Annotated in this window: 21 protein-coding genes; 14 read left to right on the top strand and 7 right to left on the bottom strand. The window is 51.2% G+C overall.

From position 1 onward, the window contains the following. Positions 1-97 precede the first annotated feature (97 nt). Positions 98-1,090, bottom strand: a complete 993-nt coding sequence (gene pipB2 / locus ACLJPE_RS12205) for a type III secretion system effector PipB2 (protein WP_001189823.1) — start codon at positions 1,088-1,090, stop codon at positions 98-100. Between the two features lie 516 nt (positions 1,091-1,606). Between pipB2 and ACLJPE_RS12200 the strand changes: the two genes are divergently transcribed. After that, positions 1,607-2,536, top strand: a complete 930-nt coding sequence (locus ACLJPE_RS12200) for a VirK family antimicrobial peptide resistance protein (RefSeq protein ID WP_023233243.1) — start codon at positions 1,607-1,609, stop codon at positions 2,534-2,536. Between the two features lie 293 nt (positions 2,537-2,829). Next, entirely contained in the window at positions 2,830-3,726 is an 897-nt protein-coding gene (locus ACLJPE_RS12195) for an antimicrobial resistance protein Mig-14 (protein ID WP_000701508.1), read from the top strand. 721 nt (positions 3,727-4,447) lie between these two features. Here ACLJPE_RS12195 and ACLJPE_RS12190 read toward each other — a convergent pair. The 3 genes from ACLJPE_RS12190 to tctD all read right to left on the bottom strand — a co-directional run bounded on the left by ACLJPE_RS12190 (position 4,448) and on the right by tctD (position 7,670). Continuing rightward, entirely contained in the window at positions 4,448-5,461 is a 1,014-nt protein-coding gene (locus tag ACLJPE_RS12190) for a HoxN/HupN/NixA family nickel/cobalt transporter (protein ID WP_001059353.1), read from the bottom strand. 132 nt (positions 5,462-5,593) lie between these two features. After that, positions 5,594-7,009: a sensor histidine kinase gene (locus tag ACLJPE_RS12185; RefSeq protein ID WP_000872338.1), complete on the bottom strand. Its 1,416-nt coding sequence runs from the start codon at positions 7,007-7,009 to the stop codon at positions 5,594-5,596. Continuing rightward, entirely contained in the window at positions 6,996-7,670 is a 675-nt protein-coding gene (gene tctD / locus ACLJPE_RS12180) for a transcriptional regulator TctD (RefSeq protein ID WP_001237934.1), read from the bottom strand. The genes ACLJPE_RS12185 and tctD overlap by 14 nt, the downstream gene beginning before the upstream one ends. Before the next feature lie 154 nt (positions 7,671-7,824). Between tctD and ACLJPE_RS12175 the strand changes: the two genes are divergently transcribed. The 9 genes from ACLJPE_RS12175 to csiR all read left to right on the top strand — a co-directional run bounded on the left by ACLJPE_RS12175 (position 7,825) and on the right by csiR (position 18,366). Continuing rightward, positions 7,825-8,802, top strand: coding sequence for a Bug family tripartite tricarboxylate transporter substrate binding protein (locus ACLJPE_RS12175; RefSeq protein ID WP_000744413.1), 978 nt, complete (start codon positions 7,825-7,827; stop codon positions 8,800-8,802). 11 nt (positions 8,803-8,813) lie between these two features. After that, positions 8,814-9,248 (top strand): tripartite tricarboxylate transporter TctB family protein, encoded by a 435-nt coding sequence (locus ACLJPE_RS12170; protein ID WP_001574835.1) that lies wholly within the window; start codon positions 8,814-8,816, stop codon positions 9,246-9,248. A 10-nt stretch (positions 9,249-9,258) separates the two neighbouring features. After that, the gene (locus ACLJPE_RS12165; RefSeq protein ID WP_039512705.1) at positions 9,259-10,773 is read left to right on the top strand and encodes a tripartite tricarboxylate transporter permease; all 1,515 of its coding nucleotides are present in this window, start codon (positions 9,259-9,261) and stop codon (positions 10,771-10,773) included. Between the two features lie 300 nt (positions 10,774-11,073). Continuing rightward, positions 11,074-12,051 (top strand): glutarate dioxygenase GlaH, encoded by a 978-nt coding sequence (glaH, locus tag ACLJPE_RS12160; protein WP_039512707.1) that lies wholly within the window; start codon positions 11,074-11,076, stop codon positions 12,049-12,051. Positions 12,052-12,076: 25 nt separating this feature from the next. Further along, complete coding sequence (lhgO, locus tag ACLJPE_RS12155; protein WP_023233241.1) at positions 12,077-13,345, top strand: L-2-hydroxyglutarate oxidase; 1,269 nt, start codon at positions 12,077-12,079, stop codon at positions 13,343-13,345. A gap of 21 nt (positions 13,346-13,366) precedes the next feature. Next, a complete protein-coding gene (gene gabD / locus ACLJPE_RS12150; protein ID WP_001176533.1) occupies positions 13,367-14,815 on the top strand; it encodes an NADP-dependent succinate-semialdehyde dehydrogenase in 1,449 nt (482 codons plus the stop codon). A 14-nt stretch (positions 14,816-14,829) separates the two neighbouring features. Beyond that, positions 14,830-16,113, top strand: a complete 1,284-nt coding sequence (gene gabT / locus ACLJPE_RS12145) for a 4-aminobutyrate--2-oxoglutarate transaminase (RefSeq protein WP_001095309.1) — start codon at positions 14,830-14,832, stop codon at positions 16,111-16,113. A gap of 133 nt (positions 16,114-16,246) precedes the next feature. Continuing rightward, positions 16,247-17,647: a GABA permease gene (gabP, locus tag ACLJPE_RS12140; RefSeq protein ID WP_000531288.1), complete on the top strand. Its 1,401-nt coding sequence runs from the start codon at positions 16,247-16,249 to the stop codon at positions 17,645-17,647. Positions 17,648-17,688: 41 nt separating this feature from the next. Beyond that, a complete protein-coding gene (csiR, locus tag ACLJPE_RS12135; RefSeq protein WP_000126152.1) occupies positions 17,689-18,366 on the top strand; it encodes a DNA-binding transcriptional regulator CsiR in 678 nt (225 codons plus the stop codon). Positions 18,367-18,387: 21 nt separating this feature from the next. Here csiR and lysM read toward each other — a convergent pair whose 3' ends face one another. Next, on the bottom strand, positions 18,388-18,837 hold the full coding sequence (lysM, locus tag ACLJPE_RS12130) for a peptidoglycan-binding protein LysM (protein WP_000522406.1): 450 nt from the start codon (positions 18,835-18,837) through the stop codon (positions 18,388-18,390). 99 nt (positions 18,838-18,936) lie between these two features. Continuing rightward, the gene (locus ACLJPE_RS12125) at positions 18,937-19,095 is read right to left on the bottom strand and encodes a YqaE/Pmp3 family membrane protein (RefSeq protein ID WP_000508175.1); all 159 of its coding nucleotides are present in this window, start codon (positions 19,093-19,095) and stop codon (positions 18,937-18,939) included. Between the two features lie 182 nt (positions 19,096-19,277). On the opposite strand from ACLJPE_RS12125, the gene ACLJPE_RS12120 reads away from it, so the two are divergent. From ACLJPE_RS12120 to ACLJPE_RS12110, 3 genes are all read left to right on the top strand, one after another. After that, on the top strand, positions 19,278-19,577 hold the full coding sequence (locus tag ACLJPE_RS12120; protein ID WP_000137432.1) for an ArsR/SmtB family transcription factor: 300 nt from the start codon (positions 19,278-19,280) through the stop codon (positions 19,575-19,577). A 9-nt stretch (positions 19,578-19,586) separates the two neighbouring features. Continuing rightward, a complete protein-coding gene (locus ACLJPE_RS12115) occupies positions 19,587-20,114 on the top strand; it encodes a rhodanese family protein (RefSeq protein ID WP_000022011.1) in 528 nt (175 codons plus the stop codon). Between the two features lie 78 nt (positions 20,115-20,192). Continuing rightward, a complete protein-coding gene (locus tag ACLJPE_RS12110) occupies positions 20,193-20,372 on the top strand; it encodes a hypothetical protein (RefSeq protein ID WP_000494935.1) in 180 nt (59 codons plus the stop codon). 89 nt (positions 20,373-20,461) lie between these two features. On the opposite strand, the gene stpA is transcribed toward ACLJPE_RS12110, so the two are convergent. Further along, positions 20,462-20,863, bottom strand: a complete 402-nt coding sequence (stpA, locus tag ACLJPE_RS12105) for a DNA-binding protein StpA (protein ID WP_001051100.1) — start codon at positions 20,861-20,863, stop codon at positions 20,462-20,464. Positions 20,864-21,490: the final 627 nt, after the last annotated feature.

Raw genomic sequence — 21,490 nt, 5'->3', positions numbered from 1 at the left:
TAATAAAAGATACTGTAAATAATTTACTCTCAGCTACTATTCAGTAGCAGATTGTTATTCTTACATTGCTTTTATTTTCGATTTACGTCAAAAAGGACTAAATATCTTCACTATAAAATTCGTTAAAAAGTGCTTGTGTACTTGTAGACATTGTGGCGTCTTCGGTACATGAACCGGTTAGTGTACAATCTTTAAAACTGGTATTTTTTAAATTAGCCTCGGACAAATCAACCTCGCCCAGGTTAGTAGAAATGAAACTCGCCTTTTGCAGGTTTGCCCGGGTTAAGACAGCGCCTTCCATATCAGTAGCCATTATAGTAGCACCCTTTAATGTCGCACCGCTCATATCGGCAAGTATAAGGTTTGCGCCTGAAACATTAGCGTGATTCATATTCGCACCGGAACAATTACATTCTACCATGCTACAGCCTAACAGACTCGCGTGTTGTAAATTGGCGCCAGTAAGATTAGCGTGATCGAGGATAGCGCCACACATAATAGTATCTTCCAGACAGGCGTTCGTTAAGTTACTGTTGCCTAATAATGCTCCCGATAGATTTGCGCCGCTTAAGTCTGCGTCACATAAATTTTCTGCCGTCAGATTTGCTCCGGGAAGGACAGCGCCTTTAAGATTCATGCCTCCCTGGGCAGTTAATATTACAGAATCCTGAGGGAGAGAAAACTCGGTTCTGAATAGTAAAGCTCGACATATTTTTTCAAAAGAGGCAAGCGGAATTTCTCTCATCTCAGAATGGTCGCCTTTACTGACTCGTACAATAACTTGTCCAGCTTCGTTATTCTCACCAGGAAGATTAAATTCGACACGACACCCGCCCATATCCTCCAGTATAATGTTTTCTGGCAACGGAGCACCTCTGCCAGGCATTGAACTATTCAATGTATCAGCCATAACCTCTATCAATTCCTTATACTGTGTTTCATTTCTCCGACGTACCCCACCACAGGTAAAAAAGTTAATGATATGTTCCAGAATAGTTTTGGGAGAGGTGGCTTGCCGCATAGCAGCATAAGTCCCCGCGCCAAAAGCAGATGTAGCCATACCGGCCAGACTACCGAGTGAACGCTGCATAATATTTTCTCCCAGAGAGCAACATAGTACATGATAAAATTTATCATATAGATTTGCATTTAGAGATAAGGTGAATACCCCCTTTGCGTCTGGTTACATAATCACGCATCACGACGCTTTGCTGTCTGACTTACACAATACCAGCCAAATAAATATATTGGCTTATACTCGTCATACTTCAAGTTGCATGTGCTGCGGCTGCGTTCCCTCACCCCAGTCACTTACTTTAGTAAGCTCCTGGGGATTCGCTCGCTTGCCGCCTTCCTGCAACTCGAATTATTTAGAGTATAAACATTATTTAAAATAATAAACACGGCATTCGTTTTAATACTACGTTCAGGACTCATCCCACTCATTAGCAGAAAATCTATTAAAAAGCGTGTTCAGGCGTTTTATTGCTGCCATTGATAAACTGTTTAACAACGTCGTCTGTACAGGCCTTCTTCGTTGCCTTTACGTTTAACTCAATCAGGCTACCGTCTCGGTTATAAGTCTATCGAGTAGTAGGGACGTAGTATGACGATGCAGCAAAGTGATATGGAAAGATATAATCCATTATTAATGTTAAAAGAAGTCATGGCGCAGACGCCTTATCGCCATAAACGCTGGGGAGAGCGTAAGTTTCGCTATAAATTTGTATTACGTTGCCTTATTAACCCTGTAACGACAATTAAATACTTCAATGAATTATGCCATCTGTCTCAGCCCAGAACGCTGATCATTCATCGTCCACTGTTGCCGGCAAAAATCCAGCGGCCCTATTTGTATACCGGGCTTAGCATACGTTGCCGGGCAAAAGCTATTCTGGAACACTACCAGTTCGTTCAGTCCTTTCCGGAAAATAAAATTAAAAAGATCCTCCTGTCCGAGGAACAAATCTTGCTCGCTCACCTGGAAGGAAAAAACGGCGCTCTGGTGGATATCTACTGCGGTCCCTGTGGCTATGACAGGGAAGGTGAACTGACATTAACGCTGTGCTTCAATGATACGCCGTTGGCACGTTTATCATTTTCCTTTATCCGCCATGAAGGGAAGCAAATAGCGCTGGTTGCCGGGTTACAAGGGCCCAGTAAACATATCGGCCCACAAGTCATACGTAACGCCACCAAAGATTGTTACGGTCTCTTTCCTAAACGGATGCTGTATGAAGCATTTGCGACATTGATGCAGGCCTGTAATGTCGACGAGATTTATGCGGTAAGTGAAAACAACCATGTTTATCGTCAACTCAGGTACTTATTCCAGAAGAAAAAAACTTTTGTGGCCAGCTATAGTGAATTCTGGGAGTCGCTAAACGGCGTTAAGAAAGGTGCCTTATATCATCTGCCATCACAGGTGATGCGTAAAGCGCCTGAAAGTATCCCCAGCAAAAAACGCGCAGAGTATCGGAAACGCTATCATATTCTGGATACAATAATACAAGAGGTTAACAGCCTCTCCCGGTAGAACTATTTCATACGCGGATGTGCAGATCCTGCTACCGTTCAGCGGATCTCTTTGAAATCTGTATCGCTACTGAATGATTAAATACAGAATGGCTTGCGAGTGAATAGCGCGGCATTAAACCGTCGCTTTCACTCATGCTATGATCAACATCTTAATCTTATTCCCTTCACCATAACGTCATCGATTAGCATGTTAACCATTAAATACAAGCTAAACATTTGTCACATTTTTATTTGGTTAAGCAAAAAAATAATACAAAATAGAATTTTCAGTAAGCCAAGTCAGGAGTTTTGGTGAAAATACAAGAAGTTAAGCGTATATTAACCCGCTGGCAGCCGTCTTCCTTTACCCTATACCGGGAGGTGTTTGCGCAATACGGCGGTAGTATCAATATGCACCCAGATATTGTTGATTATTTTATGAAGCGCCATAACTGGCATTTTAAATTCTTCCACTATGAAGAAGATGATAAGATTAAAGGCGCCTACTTTATTTGTAATGATCAGAATATTGGCATCCTGACGCGCAGAACCTTCCCGCTATCGTCAGACGAGATACTTATTCCGATGGCACCAGATTTACGCTGCTTCTTACCCGATCGTACTAACCGACTTTCGGCGTTACATCAGCCACAAATACGCAATGCCATATGGAAACTCACCAGAAAAAAACAAAATTGTCTGGTCAAAGAAGCGTTCTCTTCTAAGTTTGAAAAAACACGCCGTAATGAATATCAGCGATTTCTTAAAAAAGGCGGAAGTGTAAAAAGCGTTGCTGATTGTTCTTCTGATGAACTGACTCATATTTTTATCGAGTTATTTCGGTCTCGTTTCGGCAATACTTCATCCTGCTATCCCGCTGATAACCTTGCCAACTTTTTTAGTCAACTGCATCACCTTCTGTTTGGGCATATTCTTTATATTGAAGGGATACCCTGTGCATTTGATATCGTACTGAAATCTGAAAGCCAGATGAACGTCTACTTTGACGTATCTAATGGTGCAATTAAAAATGAGTGCAGGCCACTCAGTCCCGGCAGCATACTAATGTGGCTAAATATTAGCCGCGCCAGAAATTACTGCCAGGAAAGACAAAAAAAATTGCTTTTTTCCATCGGCATACTAAAGCCTGAATGGGAATATAAGCGCATGTGGTCGACCCCCTATTTTACCGGGAAATCGATTTGCTAAAAAGAAAGCCTGGACGTAAATATGTTTTTTACGTCCAGATTTTTCATAAATCCTGATGAACTGATAAAAAACTAAAATTTAATCAGAATTTAAAAAATAAGTTAACCACCATATAATCATAATGACAATTACTCGAAATTCACTTACACTATACTCGGTTTTATGGAATTGATTAACACGGTATGTTACAGATAACGTGCTAAAAAGCGTGCAGCGGTTATACATTTTCATATGTGTGTGTCATTAACCTGGCGTCAGGAACAGATGATGATGACAACCACCATTTTATCTCTTCTGGCCTGGCATACCGTCAGTAGATTAAAGGTGTAGCCTTGCTTTATGGCATTACAAAAATGCGGGTGGGGTCTATGCTCAATGCATACGTTATTTGTAACAACGCTCTTGTGCATAAACAATACGTTATTGTCAACAGCACTGAACGGGTACAGTGGTTCTTGCTGACAACAGGCTTAAAGATCGCCTTAACACGGGATACCTGATAACTGGATTATATTATGACACATGCAGACTGGCTGATTCTTGGGTATACAACTGTTATTATTATTTTTGGTATTGTATGTTATATCGGATTGCTTAAATTGATAACGAAAGGCAAGCATGAAAAATAACGCACTTACCGGGAAGAATATACTCTCAGGAGATAAAATGCTTCGGCAATGATATGACACCACTGCCGAAATGTTATTTTTACAGAAATCAATCAGGTATTGAGGGTGATTTTATCATAGCCGCGCCAGCGATAATTCAACAACGAGAGCAGCCAGAATAGCACAAAAGCGCCCACTACCCAGAAGCCCACATTCCCCATATGATCGTTAAGCGTGCTTACGGTCTGCCAAAATGTTCCGCTTAACTGTAACGTATCATCAATCAACCCCAGCGCCTCAAGCCCGCCAATCGCCAGCGCGACAATGACAGATGCGGCGGTAATGGTCATATTATAATAAAGCTTACGTAATGGATGCGAGAAAGCCCAACCGTAAGCGCCGACCATGACAAAGTTATCCAGGGAATCCACCAGCGCCATCCCGGCGGTAAACAGCACAGGAAAAATCATCATCGACCAGAGAGATAGCCCCTGGTTAGCTGCTGAAGCGGAAATGCCCAGCAACCCAACCTCGGTTGCGGTATCAAATCCCAGACCAAACAGAAAACCGACAAAATACATATGCCAACTGGAAGTGACCAAACGAAACGTACGCTGAAATATACGCGTCATCAGCCCGCCAGGTATCGCCTCGTCATGCGCCCTCACTGACTCGCCGCGGGTAACCGAGCGAAATTGCCGCCAGACGTTGAACAAAATAAACAGGTTAAGCAGGGCCATCGCCAGCAGAAAAAAAGCGGAAACAGCCGTACCAATCAACGAACCATATTGATGCAAAACATCAATACGATCGCGAAATGCCATCGACGTCACAACAATCGCCAGACATGCCAGAACGACAATGGTCGAATGACCCAATGAAAAAAACGCCCCCACGCCTAAAGGCGTTTTACCCTGCTGCATCAGTTTACGGGTGACGGTATCGATGGCTGCGATATGATCGGCATCAACCGCATGACGCAGCCCAAAGCTATACGCCAGTATGGCTGCGCTTAGCATGACTGCATGGTGATGAAAAACACAGAACGCCCAAATCCAGGCCAGGATGTTAACCCCAACAAGAAAGACGGTTAATGCTATTCCCCGTCGTTTAGTATGATTATTCATGCCCCTGCACCCACTATATTTTTAATTAACGCTACGGTTTGTAGGGGAAATGTATGATCATTTGATTAAAACGTCACACCTCAAGATGCGACTTTTTGTAAACGTGCTTTACCGCTGACACATTTGTGCGCATTACTGCGGAACAAGGCTTAAAAAGCGTATCCGAACGTATAACCCTCCCAACGCTTCGCTACGGGAAAAATGGGGATGAGTACGGTGCAGGCGTGCGATATCATTGACCAAAGCCAGACCAATGCCCGCCCCGGCCACATTTCCTACATTATCGAGCCGGTGGAACGGCTGTAGCGCCAGATGGATGTGTTCATCATCAATGCCGGGGCCGCTATCTTCGACAACCAGCGTCACGGCATCGCCATCCCGTTCAAGCCGCGCGGTGACGATGCCTTGCTCAGGCGTGTATTTCAGCGCATTATCCAGCAAGTTTCCGCACAGCTCGCTAAGCAGTACCTCATCCCCCTCGATCCACATCGCTTCCTGTTCGCCTTCGTAGCCCAGGTCGATATGTTTACTCCGCGCCTGCGCCAGGCGGGTAAAGCAGCCGCTCTGTACGATATCGTACAGATTGACCGGGGAAAAACGCCGCTCGCCCTGCTCTTTATGCTTTACCGCAGAAAGTTGCAACAATCTTTCCGTGAGCTGAATGGTGCTATCCAGCGTTACGCTCATCGCCTGCAGACTTTCGTACCAGTGATGAGGGTGCTGGCTGGCTAACGCCACCGCCGCCTGCGTTTTTAACACCGCCAGCGGCGTTTTTAACTGGTGAGAAGCATCGGCGCTAAAGCGTTCCTGCCGGGAGAGGATGCCGCGGAGCCTGTCAATGTAGCGATTAAACGCCACGATTAACAAGCGTGTTTCCGACCACGGCAGCAGTTCCGGCAGCGGCGTTAGCAGACCCGGTTCGCGGCGTACCATTAATGACGAAAGTTGACGCATAGGGCGCAGGATCCGGCGTAATAACCAGCCAACCAGCACCAGGGTCAGCAACACCAGCAGCCCCTGTGAGATCCAGGAAGAGAACAGCAGTTGGCCCGCCAGATAACGACGGGACTGCAGCGTCTCTGCGACATAAATCTCCGCCATGCCGATAATGCCGCCTTCGTTGACCGGCTGTAGCAAACGCGCCACGCGGATCGCCTCGCCGCGATACTCGGTATGATAGAACCACGCCAGCGCCGGATAAAGCCGGGTACGAGGCGTAGCAGGCGGCATGGCGGGCAGATCGTCATAACCGGAAATGACCTTTCCGGAAGGGTCGACGACTTTGTAATAGAGTCGATCATTCATATTAAGCTCGAAGCTATCCAGCACCACCCAGGGCACGTTAACTTCCAGATGGTTATTGCGCACCACCAGCCGTTCCGATACCGTTCGCGCCGAGGAGAGCAACGTACGGTCATAAGCCTGAGTGGCGGCCTGTAGCGCATTGACATAACTGTTAAACGCCGACAGCCCCCATAGCAGAATCAGCGGCAACCCCAGGAACAGCAAGAGTTGCAGGTACAACGATTGCGGCTTAACCCACTTCATCGCCGCGCTCCAGCACATAACCCAGGCCGCGCAGCGTCGTAATTCGTACATCGCTTCCCTGGAGTTTTTTACGCAGTCGATGAATATAAAGTTCGATGCTTTCAGGGCTTACCTCATCGTTCAGGCTGAACACCTGTTCAAAAAGCTGCTGACGCGAAACCGGCCGCGTTCGTCGGTACATCAATACGGTTAAGAGCGCCTGCTCACGCGGCGTCAGCGCTAACGGCTGTCCCTGTAACAGAAAATACCCTTCATCATGAAAGATCAATTCCCCCAGTTGCTGAACTTCATGAACCTGCCCAGCGCTGCGTCGGAGCAAGGCCCGTAAACGGGCATCCAGCTCTTCCAGTTCAAAGGGTTTCGGTAGATAGTCATCCGCGCCGACGTTGAGACCTTTTACGCGATCCGCCACCGCGCTTCGCGCCGTGAGCAGCAAAACGGGCAAGGTCTGACCGCGTTTACGCAGCCGTTGCACCACCTCCAGCCCATCCATTCCCGGCATATTGATATCCAGCACCGCCAGCGCGTACATTTCACTATGCAGAAGATGGTCAGCCGCCAGGCCGTCAAATACGCAGTCCACGGCAAAGCCGTTTTGCACCAGCGCTTTCTCCAGCCAGTGAGCCAGCTCACGGTTATCTTCCGCCAATAAGAGACGCATATCACATCCTGTAAAGTTTCTGCCGCATTGAAAGGGAATTGAAAGGTTATTGTTTTAACAATCACGCAACCGAACTGCTACATGTCGGCTCACATAATCACAAAAATCTTCTTCCGAACCTGAAAAATCCGGACGTCCGGCGTGAGGATAAAAAATGAAAAAACAATTACTTCGTACCCTTACTGCAAGCATTTTATTAATGAGTACCTCTGTTCTGGCGCAGGAGGCGCCGTCGCGAACGGAATGTATCGCGCCAGCCAAACCTGGCGGCGGTTTCGACCTCACCTGTAAGCTGATTCAGGTGAGTTTGCTGGAGACTGGCGCTATCGAGAAACCCATGCGGGTAACGTATATGCCCGGCGGCGTCGGCGCTGTGGCTTATAACGCGATAGTCGCCCAACGCCCTGGCGAACCCGGGACTGTGGTCGCCTTTTCCGGCGGTTCGCTGCTCAACCTGTCGCAGGGGAAATTTGGTCGCTACGGCGTGGATGATGTGCGCTGGCTGGCAAGCGTGGGCACTGATTACGGCATGATCGCCGTGCGTGCGGATTCCCCGTGGAAAACGCTGAAAGATCTGATGACGGCGATGGAAAAAGATCCCAACAGCGTGGTCATTGGCGCTGGCGCCTCTATTGGCAGCCAGGACTGGATGAAGTCGGCGTTGCTGGCGCAAAAGGCGAACGTCGACCCGCACAAGATGCGCTACGTTGCCTTTGAAGGCGGCGGCGAGCCGGTGACAGCATTAATGGGCAACCATGTTCAGGTTGTCTCCGGCGATCTCAGTGAAATGGTGCCTTATCTGGGCGGCGACAAAATCCGCGTGCTTGCCGTCTTTTCAGAAAATCGTCTGCCGGGCCAGCTTGCCAATATCCCTACCGCTAAAGAACAGGGCTACGACCTGGTGTGGCCGATTATTCGCGGCTTCTACGTCGGGCCAAAAGTCAGCGATGCCGATTACCAGTGGTGGGTGGATACCTTCAAGAAGCTCCAGCAAACCGACGAGTTTAAAAAGCAGCGCGATCTGCGCGGCCTGTTTGAGTTCGACATGACCGGCCAGCAGCTCGATGACTACGTGAAAAAACAGGTTACTGATTACCGTGAACAGGCGAAAGCCTTCGGACTCGCGAAATAATCGCGGAGGCAATGATGAGCGATCGTATCTTTGCGGGTATCTGGCTGTTGCTCTGTATCGCCGGGCTATTCATCGCCTGGCAGATCCAAAGCGAATACAGCTATGAACCCGTCGGCCCCCGCCCTTTTCCGCTGGGGATTATCGGCCTGATGGCGCTCTGCGCGCTGGCGCTGTTATTACGCCATCCCGACACGGTGAGCTGGCCGCGCCGCCATGTTCTGCAAAAGCTAATTACCATGATCATCATCCTGTTGATGTACGCCTGGGGATTCGAATGGCTGGGTTTTCCCATCGCCACCGCGCTTCTCACCATGGTTATCGGGATGCTGTTCGGCGCCACGATTCCGGCGGCGGGTATCTCCGGCGCGGTATTGGGCATTCTGCTGTGGTATGCCTTTGACCGGCTGCTTGATGTCACCTTACCTCTCGGCGCCTGGCTGAGTTAACGGAGCAACAATGGATACCTGGATATATCTTTCTCAGGGCTTTGCGGTGGCGATGACGCCGGAAAACCTGGTTATCGCGTTGATTGGCTGCTTCGTGGGCACGATCGTCGGTCTGCTGCCGGGCCTGGGACCGATCAACGGCGTGGCAATCTTACTGCCGCTGGCCTTTGCGTTGCATCTGCCTGCTGAGTCGGCGCTAATTCTACTGGCGACGGTGTACATTGGATGTGAGTATGGCGGCAGGATCTCCTCCATATTGCTCAACGTCCCCGGCGATGCGGCGGCGATCATGACGGCGCTGGACGGTTACCCGATGGCGCAGCAAGGGAAAGGCGGCGTAGCGCTGTCGATTTCCGCAGTCAGCTCATTTTTCGGTTCATTAATCGCTATCGGCGGCATCATTCTGTTCGCCCCTTTACTGGCGCAATGGTCGCTGGCCTTTGGTCCGGCGGAATATTTCGCCTTAATGGTTTTTGCCATCGCCTGTCTTGGCAGCATGATGGCGCAAAACCCGCTTAAATCATTTCTGGCAGCGCTGATCGGTCTTGGCCTTGCGACCGTCGGCGTGGACGCCAACACCGGGGTTTATCGCTTTACCTTTGACAGCGTTCATCTTTCCGACGGCGTACAGTTTATCGTCGTGGTGATCGGCCTGTTCTCGGTATCAGAAATACTTTTAATGCTGGAACATACCAGCAGCGGGCAAACAATGGTCCGCAAAACGGGTCGAATGTTGTTCAACCTGAAAGAAGGCGCGCAGTGTATCGGCACCACCCTGCGTTCTTCGGTAATCGGCTTTTTTGTCGGCGTATTGCCCGGCGCCGGGGCGACCATCGCCAGCGCCATTACCTATATGACCGAGAAAAAACTCAGCGGCAACAGCGATAGCTTCGGCAAAGGGGATATTCGCGGCGTCGCGGCGCCGGAGGCGGCAAACAACGCCTCTGCCTGCGGCTCCTTCATCCCGATGCTGACGCTGGGCGTTCCCGGTTCCGGCACTACGGCAGTGATGATGGGGGCGCTGACGCTGTACAACATCACGCCAGGCCCGGCGATGTTCACCGAACAGCCGGATATCGTCTGGGGACTCATCGCTGCGCTGCTGATTGCGAACGTGATGCTGCTGATCATGAATATCCCGTTGATCGGTCTGTTCACCCGTATGCTCACCATTCCGCTGTGGTTCCTGGTACCCGCCATCGCTGCCGTATCGGCGGTAGGGGTGTATGCGGTACACAGCACCACCTTCGATCTGATGCTGATGGTCGCGCTCGGCGTGTTAGGGTACATTTTACGTAAAATGCACTTCCCCATGTCGCCGCTGATCCTGGGATTCGTACTGGGGGAAATGCTGGAGCAGAACCTGCGTCGCGCACTCTCCATCAGTAACGGCAATATGGCGATTTTGTGGCAAAGCGGCGTTGCCAAAGCCCTGCTGATCATGGCGATCATGGTCATTGTCGTACCGCCAGTGTTACGTCTGATCCGTAAACACAGCCGTAAACCGCAGGTTGACGCCGGTTAATTGACTGCTGAAATACGTTGTACTTGTCCGGCCTACGCGCTCATGTGCCAGGCCGGGCAACCCCGCCAGCATCACTCTCCCCATAACTCGCTCATTTTCCCCCTTCTTGCCGTTGTCAGGCTAGTGGCGCCGTTAACCTCACCTTTCGCATTGTTAATTATTTGTTGTTTTTGATCACAATAATTAAACAAAAGCGGTTATTTCATACGCGTTCCTGAAAAATGTCGATATTTTTAATTTATGGCTACGAAATGAGCATCGCCATGTCTCCCTGACCATCTACCGAGAGGAATGATTCTGATGAATGCACTGACTGCCGTAAAAGCGAACACAGATGATTTAGCCCAACGCCATACTGGTTTCACCCTTGCCCCTTCGGCGCAGTCGCCGCGCCTGCTGGCGTTAACGTTTACGGCGGATACCACAAGACAATTTCTCCATCAGGTTGCGCAGTGGCCGGTGCAGGCGCTGGAATACAAATCTTTCTTACGTTTCAAAATCGGCAAGATCCTCGACGATCTGTGCGGCAATCAGCTACAACCGCTGTTGATCAAAACGCTCCTCAACCGTGCACAAGGCGCGCTGTTGATCAGCGCCGAAGGGATCGATGATGTCGCACAGGCAGAAGAGATGGTCAAACTGGCGACGGCGGTGGCGCATCTTATTGGTCGCTCCAACTACGATGCGATGAGCGGCCAGTATTACGCGCGTTTCGTGGTCAAAAACGTCGACAACTCCGACAGTTATCTGCGCCAGCCCCACCGCGTAATGGAACTGCACAATGACGGTACCTATGTTGAGGAGGTGACCGACTACGTGCTGATGATGAAAATCGACGAACAAAATATGGAAGGCGGTAATTCGCTGCTGCTGCACCTTGATGACTGGGAACATCTGGAGTCGTTTTTTACCCATCCGCTGGCGCGTCGCGTCATGCGCTGGGCGGCGCCGCCAAGCAAGAATGTTATCCATGACGTCTGGCACCCGGTGTTTGATGTCGACCAACAAGGCCGCCCGGTCATGCGTTATATCGACCAGTTCGTCCAGCCAAAAGACTTTGAAGAAGGCGTCTGGCTCAGCGAGCTTTCAGACGCGCTGGAAACCAGTCAAAACATCCTCTCCGTACCGGTACCGGTCGGCAAATTCCTGTTGATTAACAATCTGTTCTGGCTACATGGACGCGATCGTTTTACGCCGCATCCTGACTTGCGTCGCGAACTGATGCGCCAGCGCGGTTACTTCGCCTACGCCGCCAGCCATTATCAAACTCACCAATAAGCGCCACGGCGAAGGAATTACGCGGATGTATGATTTTGTGATTATCGGCGGCGGCATTATCGGCATGTCGACCGCCATGCAACTTATTGATCTCTACCCGGATGCGCGCATCGCGTTGCTGGAAAAAGAGTCCGCGCCAGCCTGCCACCAGACCGGGCATAACAGCGGCGTAATCCATGCCGGGGTGTACTACACGCCCGGCAGCCTCAAAGCGCAGTTTTGTCTGGCAGGCAATCAGGCGACCAAAACCTTTTGCGATCAAAACAACATCCGCTACGACACCTGCGGCAAAATGTTGGTCGCCACCTCGGAGCTGGAAATGGCGCGGATGCGCGCGCTATGGGAGCGGACGGCGGCCAACGGCTTAGAGCGCGAGTGGTTAAGCGCGGCGGAACTGCGTGAACGCGAACCCAATATCATTGGCCTGGGCGGGATTTTTGTCCCTTCCAGCGGGATTGTCAGCTATCGCGATGTCGCGACGGCCATGGCGAACCGCTTTCAGGCCAAAGGCGGCGAGATCATCTACCATGCCGAGGTCAGCGCGCTAACAGAACATGCCGCTGGCGTTGTCATTCGCACCTCGCAAGGTCGGGAAATCGAAACCGCTACGCTTATCGGCTGTGCAGGGCTAATGGCGGATCGGCTGGTCAAAATGCTGGGCGTGGAGCCCGGTTTTATTATCTGCCCTTTCCGCGGCGAGTACTTTCGTCTGGCCCCGCGACACAACCGGATCGTTAACCATTTGATCTACCCGATCCCCGATCCGGCAATGCCGTTTCTCGGCGTCCATCTTACCCGCATGATCGACGGCAGCGTCACGGTCGGGCCGAATGCGGTGCTGGCGCTTAAACGCGAAGGCTACCGTAAGCGCGACGTTTCCTTCACCGACACTCTGGAGATTTTTCGCTCCGCCGGCATCCGTCGCGTACTGCAAAACCATCTGCTTTCCGGACTGGGCGAGATGAAAAACTCGCTGTGCAAAAGTGGCTATTTGCGGCGAGTACAAAAGTATTGCCCCAGCCTGACCGTCAACGATCTCCAGCCCTGGCCGGCAGGCGTGCGGGCGCAGGCGGTTTCGCCGGACGGCAAACTGATTGATGATTTTCTGTTTGTCACGACGCCGCGTTCCATTCACACCTGTAACGCCCCCTCCCCGGCGGCGACATCCGCGATACCTATCGGCGCGCATATCGTCAGCAAAGTTCAGGCGCTACGCGCAAGCCAGAGCAACCCCGGACGTACGCTGCGTGCGGCACGCAGCGTGGACGCATTACACGCCGCATTTACCCGTTAACCCTTCAGACAGGAAGCAATTATGCAACTTAACGACTCTACCCTGTTCCGCCAGCAGGCCTTTATCGATGGCGACTGGCGCGACGCGCGCGGCGGCGATGTCATCCCCGTGAGCAACCCCGCCAACGGGAAACCGCTCGGCAATGTGCCCAAAATGGGGGCGGAAGAGACGCGCGACGCCATCAACGCCGCCAATCGCGCCCTGCCCGCCTGGCGCGCGCTCACCGCCAAAGAGCGAGCCAATATCCTGCGTCGCTGGTTCAATCTGATGATGGAACATCAGGACGATTTGGCGCGTCTGATGACGCTGGAACAGGGCAAACCGCTGGCGGAAGCGAAAGGCGAAATTAGCTACGCCGCCTCGTTTATTGAATGGTTCGCCGAAGAGGGGAAACGTATCTATGGCGACACGATTCCAGGTCATCAGGCCGATAAACGGCTGCTGGTGATTAAGCAGCCCATCGGCGTCACCGCCGCGATTACCCCGTGGAACTTTCCCTCGGCTATGATCACCCGTAAAGCCGGCCCCGCGCTGGCCGCAGGCTGCACAATGGTACTCAAACCCGCCAGCCAGACGCCGTTTTCCGCGCTGGCGCTGGCGGAACTGGCCCGGCGCGCCGGAATTCCCGCAGGCGTATTTAACGTCGTTACCGGTTCGGCAGGCGATATCGGCGGCGAGCTGACCAGCAACCCGCTGGTACGCAAACTGTCGTTTACCGGCTCGACGGAGATTGGCCGCCAGCTAATGGAACAATGCGCCAAAGACATTAAAAAAGTGTCGCTGGAGTTGGGCGGCAATGCGCCGTTTATCGTCTTTGACGATGCCGATCTGGATAAAGCCGTCGAAGGCGCGCTGGCTTCGAAGTTTCGCAACGCCGGGCAGACCTGTGTCTGCGCCAATAGATTGTATGTTCAGGACGGCGTTTACGATCGTTTTGCGGAAAAACTCAACCAGGCGGTAAATAAGCTCGCGGTCGGCGACGGCCTGCAAGCCGACGTCGCTATCGGGCCGCTGATTGATGAAAAAGCCGTGGCGAAAGTCCAGGAGCATATCGCCGATGCGCTGGAAAAAGGCGCCCGCGTCATTACGGGCGGTGAAGCGCACAAATTGGGCGGCAACTTCTTTCAACCGACCATTCTGGCGGATGTTCCTGATAACGCGAAAGTCGCCAAAGAAGAGACATTCGGGCCGCTCGCGCCTCTGTTCCGCTTCAGCGACGAGGCGGATGTCATCAGGCAGGCTAACGATACCGAGTTCGGCCTGGCAGCCTATTTTTATTCACGCGATTTAAGCCGCGTTTTCCGCGTCGGCGAAGCGCTGGAATACGGCATCGTCGGTATTAATACCGGCATTATCTCCAACGAAGTCGCGCCTTTCGGCGGCATTAAGGCCTCCGGATTAGGCCGTGAAGGTTCCAAATACGGCATCGAAGATTATTTAGAAATCAAATATATGTGCATCGGCCTTTAACAGGAGAGTCGCTAATGAATACTAATCACGCTTTAATGCAGCGCCGTCATAACGCCGTTCCTCGCGGCGTGGGCCAGATTCACCCGATTTTCGCCGAGCGGGCGGAAAATTGTCGGGTCTGGGATGTCGAAGGCCGTGAGTATCTCGATTTCGCAGGCGGCATTGCCGTCCTGAACACCGGTCATTTACATCCGGGCATTGTTTCAGCGGTCGAAGCGCAGTTGAAGAAATTGTCGCATACCTGTTTTCAGGTGCTGGCCTATGAACCGTACCTGGCGTTGTGCGAACGCATGAACCAGAAGGTACCTGGCGATTTCGCCAAAAAAACGTTGCTGGTCACGACCGGTTCAGAAGCGGTTGAAAACGCCGTGAAAATCGCCCGCGCGGCGACAAAACGCAGCGGCGCTATCGCGTTTAGCGGCGCTTACCACGGTCGTACCCACTACACGCTCTCTCTGACCGGGAAAGTACACCCGTACTCTGCTGGTATGGGATTGATGCCAGGCCATGTCTACCGCGCGCTTTATCCTTGCCCGCTACACAACATCAGCGACGACGACGCGATCGCCAGCATTGAACGCATCTTTAAAAATGATGCCGCGCCGGAAGATATCGCCGCCATTATTATTGAGCCGGTACAGGGCGAAGGCGGATTTTACGCCGCCTCTCCCGCGTTTATGCAGCGACTGCGCGCGCTATGCGACCAACACGGCATTATGTTGATTGCCGACGAAGTGCAAAGCGGCGCGGGCCGGACCGGTACGCTGTTCGCCATGGAACAGATGGGCGTTGCGGCAGATATTACCACGTTTGCGAAATCGATCGCCGGCGGCTTTCCGCTGGCAGGCGTTACCGGCCGGGCAGACGTGATGGACGCTATCGCGCCGGGCGGTCTGGGCGGCACCTATGCCGGAAACCCGATTGCCTGCGCCGCCGCGCTGGCGGTACTGGACATTTTCGAGCAGGAAAATCTACTGCAAAAGGCGAATACGCTTGGCAAAACGCTGCGCGATGGCCTGATGGAGATAGCGGAAACGCACCGTGAGATTGGCGACGTGCGCGGACTGGGCGCCATGATCGCCATTGAGTTGTTCGAAAATGGCGACCCCGGCAAACCGAACGCGGCTCTGACCGCCGACATTGTGGCCCGCGCCCGCGAGAAAGGGTTAATTCTGCTCTCCTGCGGTCCTTACTACAACATCTTGCGCATCCTCGTTCCACTCACTATTGAGGCCTCGCAGATTCGGCAAGGCCTGGAGATTATCGCCCAGTGCTTTGATGAGGCGAAACAAGCGTAATGTCCAATAAGCAGCGTCGGATGGCGACATAACTGTCTTATTCGGCCTACAAAAACCGTTTCGATTGTAGGCCGAATAATTAAGCCAGGCGCCATCCGGTAAACGAGCGCAATAACAATAAAGAGGTTTTAGGATGGGGCAATTGTCAGAATCACATGCATTAGGGGGCGGGCTGAAATCACGCCACGTCACCATGTTATCGATCGCCGGCGTCATCGGCGCCAGCCTGTTTGTCGGTTCCAGCGTGGCGATTGCGGAGGCCGGCCCTGCGGTACTGCTGGCCTATCTGTTCGCAGGACTTTTAGTCGTCATGATTATGCGAATGCTGGCTGAAATGGCCGTCGCCACGCCGGATACCGGTTCTTTTTCCACCTATGCGGATAAAGCGATCGGCCCCTGGGCCGGGTATACCATCGGCTGGTTATACTGGTGGTTTTGGGTGCTGGTTATTCCGCTGGAGGCCAATATTGCCGCCATTATTCTGAATTCATGGATACCGGGTATTCCGGTGTGGCTATTTTCATTAGTGATTACGCTTGCCTTAACCGGAAGCAATTTATTGAGCGTCAAAAATTACGGCGAATTCGAATTCTGGCTGGCGCTATGTAAAGTGATTGCTATCCTGGCGTTTATCGCGCTGGGCGCGACGGCGATTAGCGGTTTTTATCCATATGCCGAGGTAAGCGGTATCTCCCGGCTATGGGATCACGGCGGTTTTATGCCTAACGGCTTCGGCGCGGTGTTAAGCGCCATGTTGATCACCATGTTCTCTTTTATGGGCGCGGAAATCGTCACTATTGCTGCCGCGGAATCCGATACGCCGGATAAACATATCGTACGCGCCACCAATTCTGTTATCTGGCGAATTTCCATCTTTTACCTGTGTTCCATTTTTGTGGTGGTGGCGCTGATCCCGTGGAATATGCCGGGTCTGAAAAGTGTAGGTTCGTACCGTTCGGTACTGGAGCTGCTTCATATTCCGCACGCAAAATTCATTATGGATTGCGTGATTTTGTTGTCGGTGACCAGTTGTCTGAACTCCGCATTATATACCGCGTCCCGGATGCTCTATTCCCTTAGCCGCCGCGGCGATGCGCCTGCGATAATGGGAAAAACTAACCGTAGCAAAACGCCCTGGGTGGCGGTTCTCCTCTCTACCGGCGCGGCCTTTTTAACCGTTGTCGTCAATTATTACGCCCCAGCAAAAGTGTTTAAATTTCTTATCGACAGTTCTGGCGCCATCGCGCTGCTGGTCTATCTGGTGATTGCGATTTCGCAATTGCGGATGCGTAAAATTCTGCTGGCGCAGGGCGGAGAAATTAAGCTGAAAATGTGGCTTTATCCGTGGCTCACCTGGCTGGTTATCGGCTTTATCTGCTTTGTTCTGGTGGTGATGCTATTTCGACCGGCACAGCAATTAGAAGTCATTTCGACGGGGCTGTTAGGGCTGGGCATAATAGGTACTGTCCCCATTATGTCTCGCTGGAAAAAACTGATAAGGTGGCAAAAAGCCCCCCTGCAAAATCTACGTTAGTTATTCCCGGCGTCAGCCGGGAAGCTTCTCAGGAGTAAAAGATGACCGCCCTTTCCCAACCGACGGCCATAGATGGCTATCGCTGGCTTAAAAATGACATTATTCGCGGCACTTATCAGCCGGATGAGAAACTGCGGATGAGTTTATTAACCGCCCGCTATGCGCTCGGCGTAGGGCCGCTGCGTGAGGCGCTGTCACAACTGGTGGCGGAACGGCTGGTCACCGTGGTGAATCAAAAAGGCTATCGCGTGGCATCCATGTCAGAGGCGGAACTCCTCGATATTTTTGACGCGCGCGCCAATATGGAAGCGATGCTGGTACGCCTGGCGATTGAACGCGGCGATGATGCGTGGGAGGCGGAGATCCTGGCGCGAGCGCATATGCTCAGTAAACTGGAAGCCAGCGATGCCAGTGAACATATGCTCGATGAATGGGACCAGCGCCACCAGGCGTTCCATTCCGCCATTGTCGCCGGGTGCGGCTCCCACTATCTGCTACAGATGCGTGAACGCTTATTTGACCTGGCGGCCCGCTACCGCTTTATTTGGTTACGTGAAACCGTTCTGTCCGTCGAGATGCTGGAAGATAAACATATTCAGCATCACACGCTAACCGAAGCGATACTGGCGCGCGAGGCGGCACGCGCCAGCGAATTAATGCGTCAGCATTTGCTGACGCCGATTCCCATTATTCGCCAGGCGATGGCAGGAAAAATGTAGCCTGGCGCGGCCTGCTAGCCATTATTCTTCAGGAATACGCAACACTTGTCCCGGATATATTTTTTCCGGGCTTTTCAGCATCGGTTTATTTGCCTCGAAGATTTTATTATACAGATTGGCGTTACCATACACTTGCTTTGAAATAGCGCTCAGGGTGTCGCCTGATTTTACGGTATAAAACTGACTTTCAGCCGCCGGCGTCGTGGTTTTAACCTGATCGTCAACGCTGCTAATCCCGGCGATATTCCCCACGGCAACCAGAATTTTTTCTTTTGCCTCCTGACTCAGCCCATCACCCGTCACTGTCGCTTTTCCATCAGCAATTTGCACATTCACTTTGTCAGCGTCGGGTATTCCCGTTTTATTTAAATGTTCCTGGACTTTTTTCGCCTGATCGTCCTTATCATGATTAGCGGTTACCGCGTCCCAGAGTTTTTCACCTGCATCTTTTACAAAATTGAAAAGTCCCATATTCACCTCGCTTGTCAAAAATACACACAAAGAAAAGTGTAGCAGAGGGAATGAGGTTATCCTGATAAGCGGCGCTTATGCGCCGCCGGTGGCCGGTAATTAATGACGCATCTGAACCCAAAATGCGTGGATAAGCCCCGGAATATATCCGAGTAATGTCAGCAGGATATTAAGGATAAATGCCCAACCGAACCCTTTTCCTAAAAGTACGCCGAGCGGAGGCAAAATAATCGTAAATACAATTCTCCAGAAACCCATATACACTCCATACAAGCAAAATTAGTCATTGTTTAAAAAGAGATTTTATCTCTAAGCATAGTCAGTTTACCTGAGCCTGCCAGTCGCGCGCCGCGCTTTTACCCTCCTTTACGCTCTTTACGCTGGCATTAGGTTGATGTTTATTTTAGAATTAACTAAATTTAGAAAATACTTAAATAACTATGACAGAGCTTGAACAACTTCAGGCCAGCGCAGAACAGGCGGCGGCCCTGCTCAAAGCGATGAGCCACCCAAAAAGATTACTGATTTTATGTATGCTTTGCGGTTCGCCAAAAACCAGCGCAGGCGAACTGGCGCGCATTACCGGGCTAAGCCCCTCCGCGACGTCGCAACATCTGGCGCGGATGCGGGAAGAAGGACTGATTGATAGTCAACGCGATGCCCAGCGCATTCACTATTTCATTAAAAATGAGGCGGTTAATACGATTATCGCCACGTTAAAGAATCTCTATTGTCCATAAGGAGGCACGATGTCCATTGGGATAGTTTCCCCCCGTGAGGCGCAAGCGCTGATAGCGCAAGGCGCGAAACTGATTGATGTGCGCGACGCCGATGAATATCTGCGCGAGCATATTCCACATGCGCAACTGGCGCCGCTTTCCCGGCTTGAACAGGGCGATTTGCCCGCCAACCTGCGAGCGGAACAGATTATTTTTCACTGTCAGTCCGGTAAACGAACCAGCAGCAATGCAGCAAAACTACAGGCCATTGCCGCCCCTGCTCAGGTCAGTCTACTGGAAGGCGGTATCGACGGATGGAAAGCGGCAGGATTGCCCGTCACAGAAGACAAATCGCAACCGTTGCCACTGATGCGTCAGGTGCAAATCGCCGCCGGCGGGTTGACGTTGCTTGGGGTGATTCTGGGCTATACGGTCCACGGCGGCTTTTTCCTCATTAGCGGTTTTGTCGGGGCCGGGTTAATGCTGGCAGGCATGACCGGCTTCTGCGGAATGGCGCGACTACTGGAAAAAATGCCCTGGAATACCCGTACTCATTAAGCGGTACCTTCACCACGCGTCGGTAAGTGTGTAGTAGACTGAAGGCGGGTTTATAGCATTGTTCAACAGGAGGGCGTGATGTTCACACCAGGCGATTTTGTACAGCCCCGAATGGGGGGGCCGAAACTGAAAGTGATTGAAGTCAACGAGGATCATATTGTCGCGGTACAGGCCAGCAATGAGCAGGGCGAAAAATTGATCCTCAAAGCGGAAGATGTCACCCCCTATTGCGAAGAGGGCGATTTTGGCGTGTGCTGATTTATCAGAATGAGCATGGCGCAACGTTCCCTGAGTCCCGGTTAATAGAGACAGGAAACGAAGCGCCATCCGTTAAAGGTTATCCGTGATTAGATTAAGAAATCATCCAGAGATTTCCCCGCCGCCAGCGCCTGGGCAATCGGTTTAGGCGTACGACCTTGTCCGGTCCAGGTTTTTTCTTCGCCATTGAAATCAGTAAAACGATATTTTGCCGGACGCGGCTGGCGCTTTTTAGCAGAACGCGGCATTGCTGAATCCATGGCAAATAACTCTTCCGGGTTAATACCGTCTGCTTTCATCAGCTCCAGAAAGGCATTAATTTTCTCCTGCTTCTCGGCAAGCTGGCGTTGCTGCAATTCTTCTTCTTCGCGTCTTTCTTTAGTGACAACCCTGAATTTTTCGAGCATTTCTTCAAGAACGTCAATGGAGAATTCGCGAGCCATAGCACGCAGCGTGCGGATATTATTTAAGTTCTGTAACATCAAATTCATATCAATAAAAACCTTTTAACGCAGAAAACAAAAAACTATTACAGGCGGTATTGTATGCGATTATTGATTATATTTCCAGATCCTAAAGTTCATACAGATATACTCAGTATAACTCCATTAATTATATTAATCTGTTAACCAGAAGGTTATATTCATTACCCCCTGTGTATTTCAGGTTATTCTGCCTACGGTATATCTGTAGGTTTCCCGTTCAGCTGTTTATACCCTTCATACTTCAAGTTGCTTATGTGTTGGCTACGGATTACCCGGCCCATCCATGGGCCTCGCCCTGACGGGCCGTCGCACGCGACGTTCAAATCTGCTCCCGGCAGATTTGCCGCTCACCCCAGTCACATCGTTATCTATGCGCCTGGTGACTCACTCTCTTGCCGCCTTTAAGCAATTCGAAATCCATAGAATATATAGCGTATTGCGTATCTCAGTAGCCACGGTGACCCTCACGGTGGCTGACCTTATACAGAAGTGAATATTTCAGCACAATAATAGATTAACCATTCAAAAATCATCATCAGAGCTTTATGCTAAAAATCACCCTGCAATAGCTATAATTATGCTGAGAAAAGTAGAGCGCGTGCCGTTAGCCGAGAATAGATCGCATCAGACAAC

Origin of the sequence: Salmonella sp. SAL04196 (assembly GCF_046550835.1) — a bacterium.
Classification (GTDB): Bacteria; Pseudomonadota; Gammaproteobacteria; order Enterobacterales; family Enterobacteriaceae; genus Salmonella; species Salmonella enterica.
This window is presented reverse-complemented; position numbering and strand designations above follow the sequence as displayed.

Excerpts from the sequence above, each read along its gene's own strand:
- pipB2 (WP_001189823.1), bottom strand. The coding sequence starts at position 1,090 with ATGCAGCGTTCACTCGGTAGTCTGGCCGGTATGGCTACATCTGCTTTT.
- ACLJPE_RS12200 (WP_023233243.1), top strand. The coding sequence starts at position 1,607 with ATGACGATGCAGCAAAGTGATATGGAAAGATATAATCCATTATTAATG.
- ACLJPE_RS12190 (WP_001059353.1), bottom strand. The coding sequence starts at position 5,461 with ATGAATAATCATACTAAACGACGGGGAATAGCATTAACCGTCTTTCTT.
- ACLJPE_RS12185 (WP_000872338.1), bottom strand. The coding sequence starts at position 7,009 with ATGAAGTGGGTTAAGCCGCAATCGTTGTACCTGCAACTCTTGCTGTTC.
- tctD (WP_001237934.1), bottom strand. The coding sequence starts at position 7,670 with ATGCGTCTCTTATTGGCGGAAGATAACCGTGAGCTGGCTCACTGGCTG.
- ACLJPE_RS12175 (WP_000744413.1), top strand. The coding sequence starts at position 7,825 with ATGAAAAAACAATTACTTCGTACCCTTACTGCAAGCATTTTATTAATG.
- ACLJPE_RS12170 (WP_001574835.1), top strand. The coding sequence starts at position 8,814 with ATGATGAGCGATCGTATCTTTGCGGGTATCTGGCTGTTGCTCTGTATC.
- ACLJPE_RS12165 (WP_039512705.1), top strand. The coding sequence starts at position 9,259 with ATGGATACCTGGATATATCTTTCTCAGGGCTTTGCGGTGGCGATGACG.
- glaH (WP_039512707.1), top strand. The coding sequence starts at position 11,074 with ATGAATGCACTGACTGCCGTAAAAGCGAACACAGATGATTTAGCCCAA.
- lhgO (WP_023233241.1), top strand. The coding sequence starts at position 12,077 with ATGTATGATTTTGTGATTATCGGCGGCGGCATTATCGGCATGTCGACC.
- gabD (WP_001176533.1), top strand. The coding sequence starts at position 13,367 with ATGCAACTTAACGACTCTACCCTGTTCCGCCAGCAGGCCTTTATCGAT.
- gabT (WP_001095309.1), top strand. The coding sequence starts at position 14,830 with ATGAATACTAATCACGCTTTAATGCAGCGCCGTCATAACGCCGTTCCT.
- gabP (WP_000531288.1), top strand. The coding sequence starts at position 16,247 with ATGGGGCAATTGTCAGAATCACATGCATTAGGGGGCGGGCTGAAATCA.
- csiR (WP_000126152.1), top strand. The coding sequence starts at position 17,689 with ATGACCGCCCTTTCCCAACCGACGGCCATAGATGGCTATCGCTGGCTT.
- lysM (WP_000522406.1), bottom strand. The coding sequence starts at position 18,837 with ATGGGACTTTTCAATTTTGTAAAAGATGCAGGTGAAAAACTCTGGGAC.
- ACLJPE_RS12125 (WP_000508175.1), bottom strand. The coding sequence starts at position 19,095 with ATGGGTTTCTGGAGAATTGTATTTACGATTATTTTGCCTCCGCTCGGC.
- ACLJPE_RS12120 (WP_000137432.1), top strand. The coding sequence starts at position 19,278 with ATGACAGAGCTTGAACAACTTCAGGCCAGCGCAGAACAGGCGGCGGCC.
- ACLJPE_RS12115 (WP_000022011.1), top strand. The coding sequence starts at position 19,587 with ATGTCCATTGGGATAGTTTCCCCCCGTGAGGCGCAAGCGCTGATAGCG.
- ACLJPE_RS12110 (WP_000494935.1), top strand. The coding sequence starts at position 20,193 with ATGTTCACACCAGGCGATTTTGTACAGCCCCGAATGGGGGGGCCGAAA.
- stpA (WP_001051100.1), bottom strand. The coding sequence starts at position 20,863 with ATGAATTTGATGTTACAGAACTTAAATAATATCCGCACGCTGCGTGCT.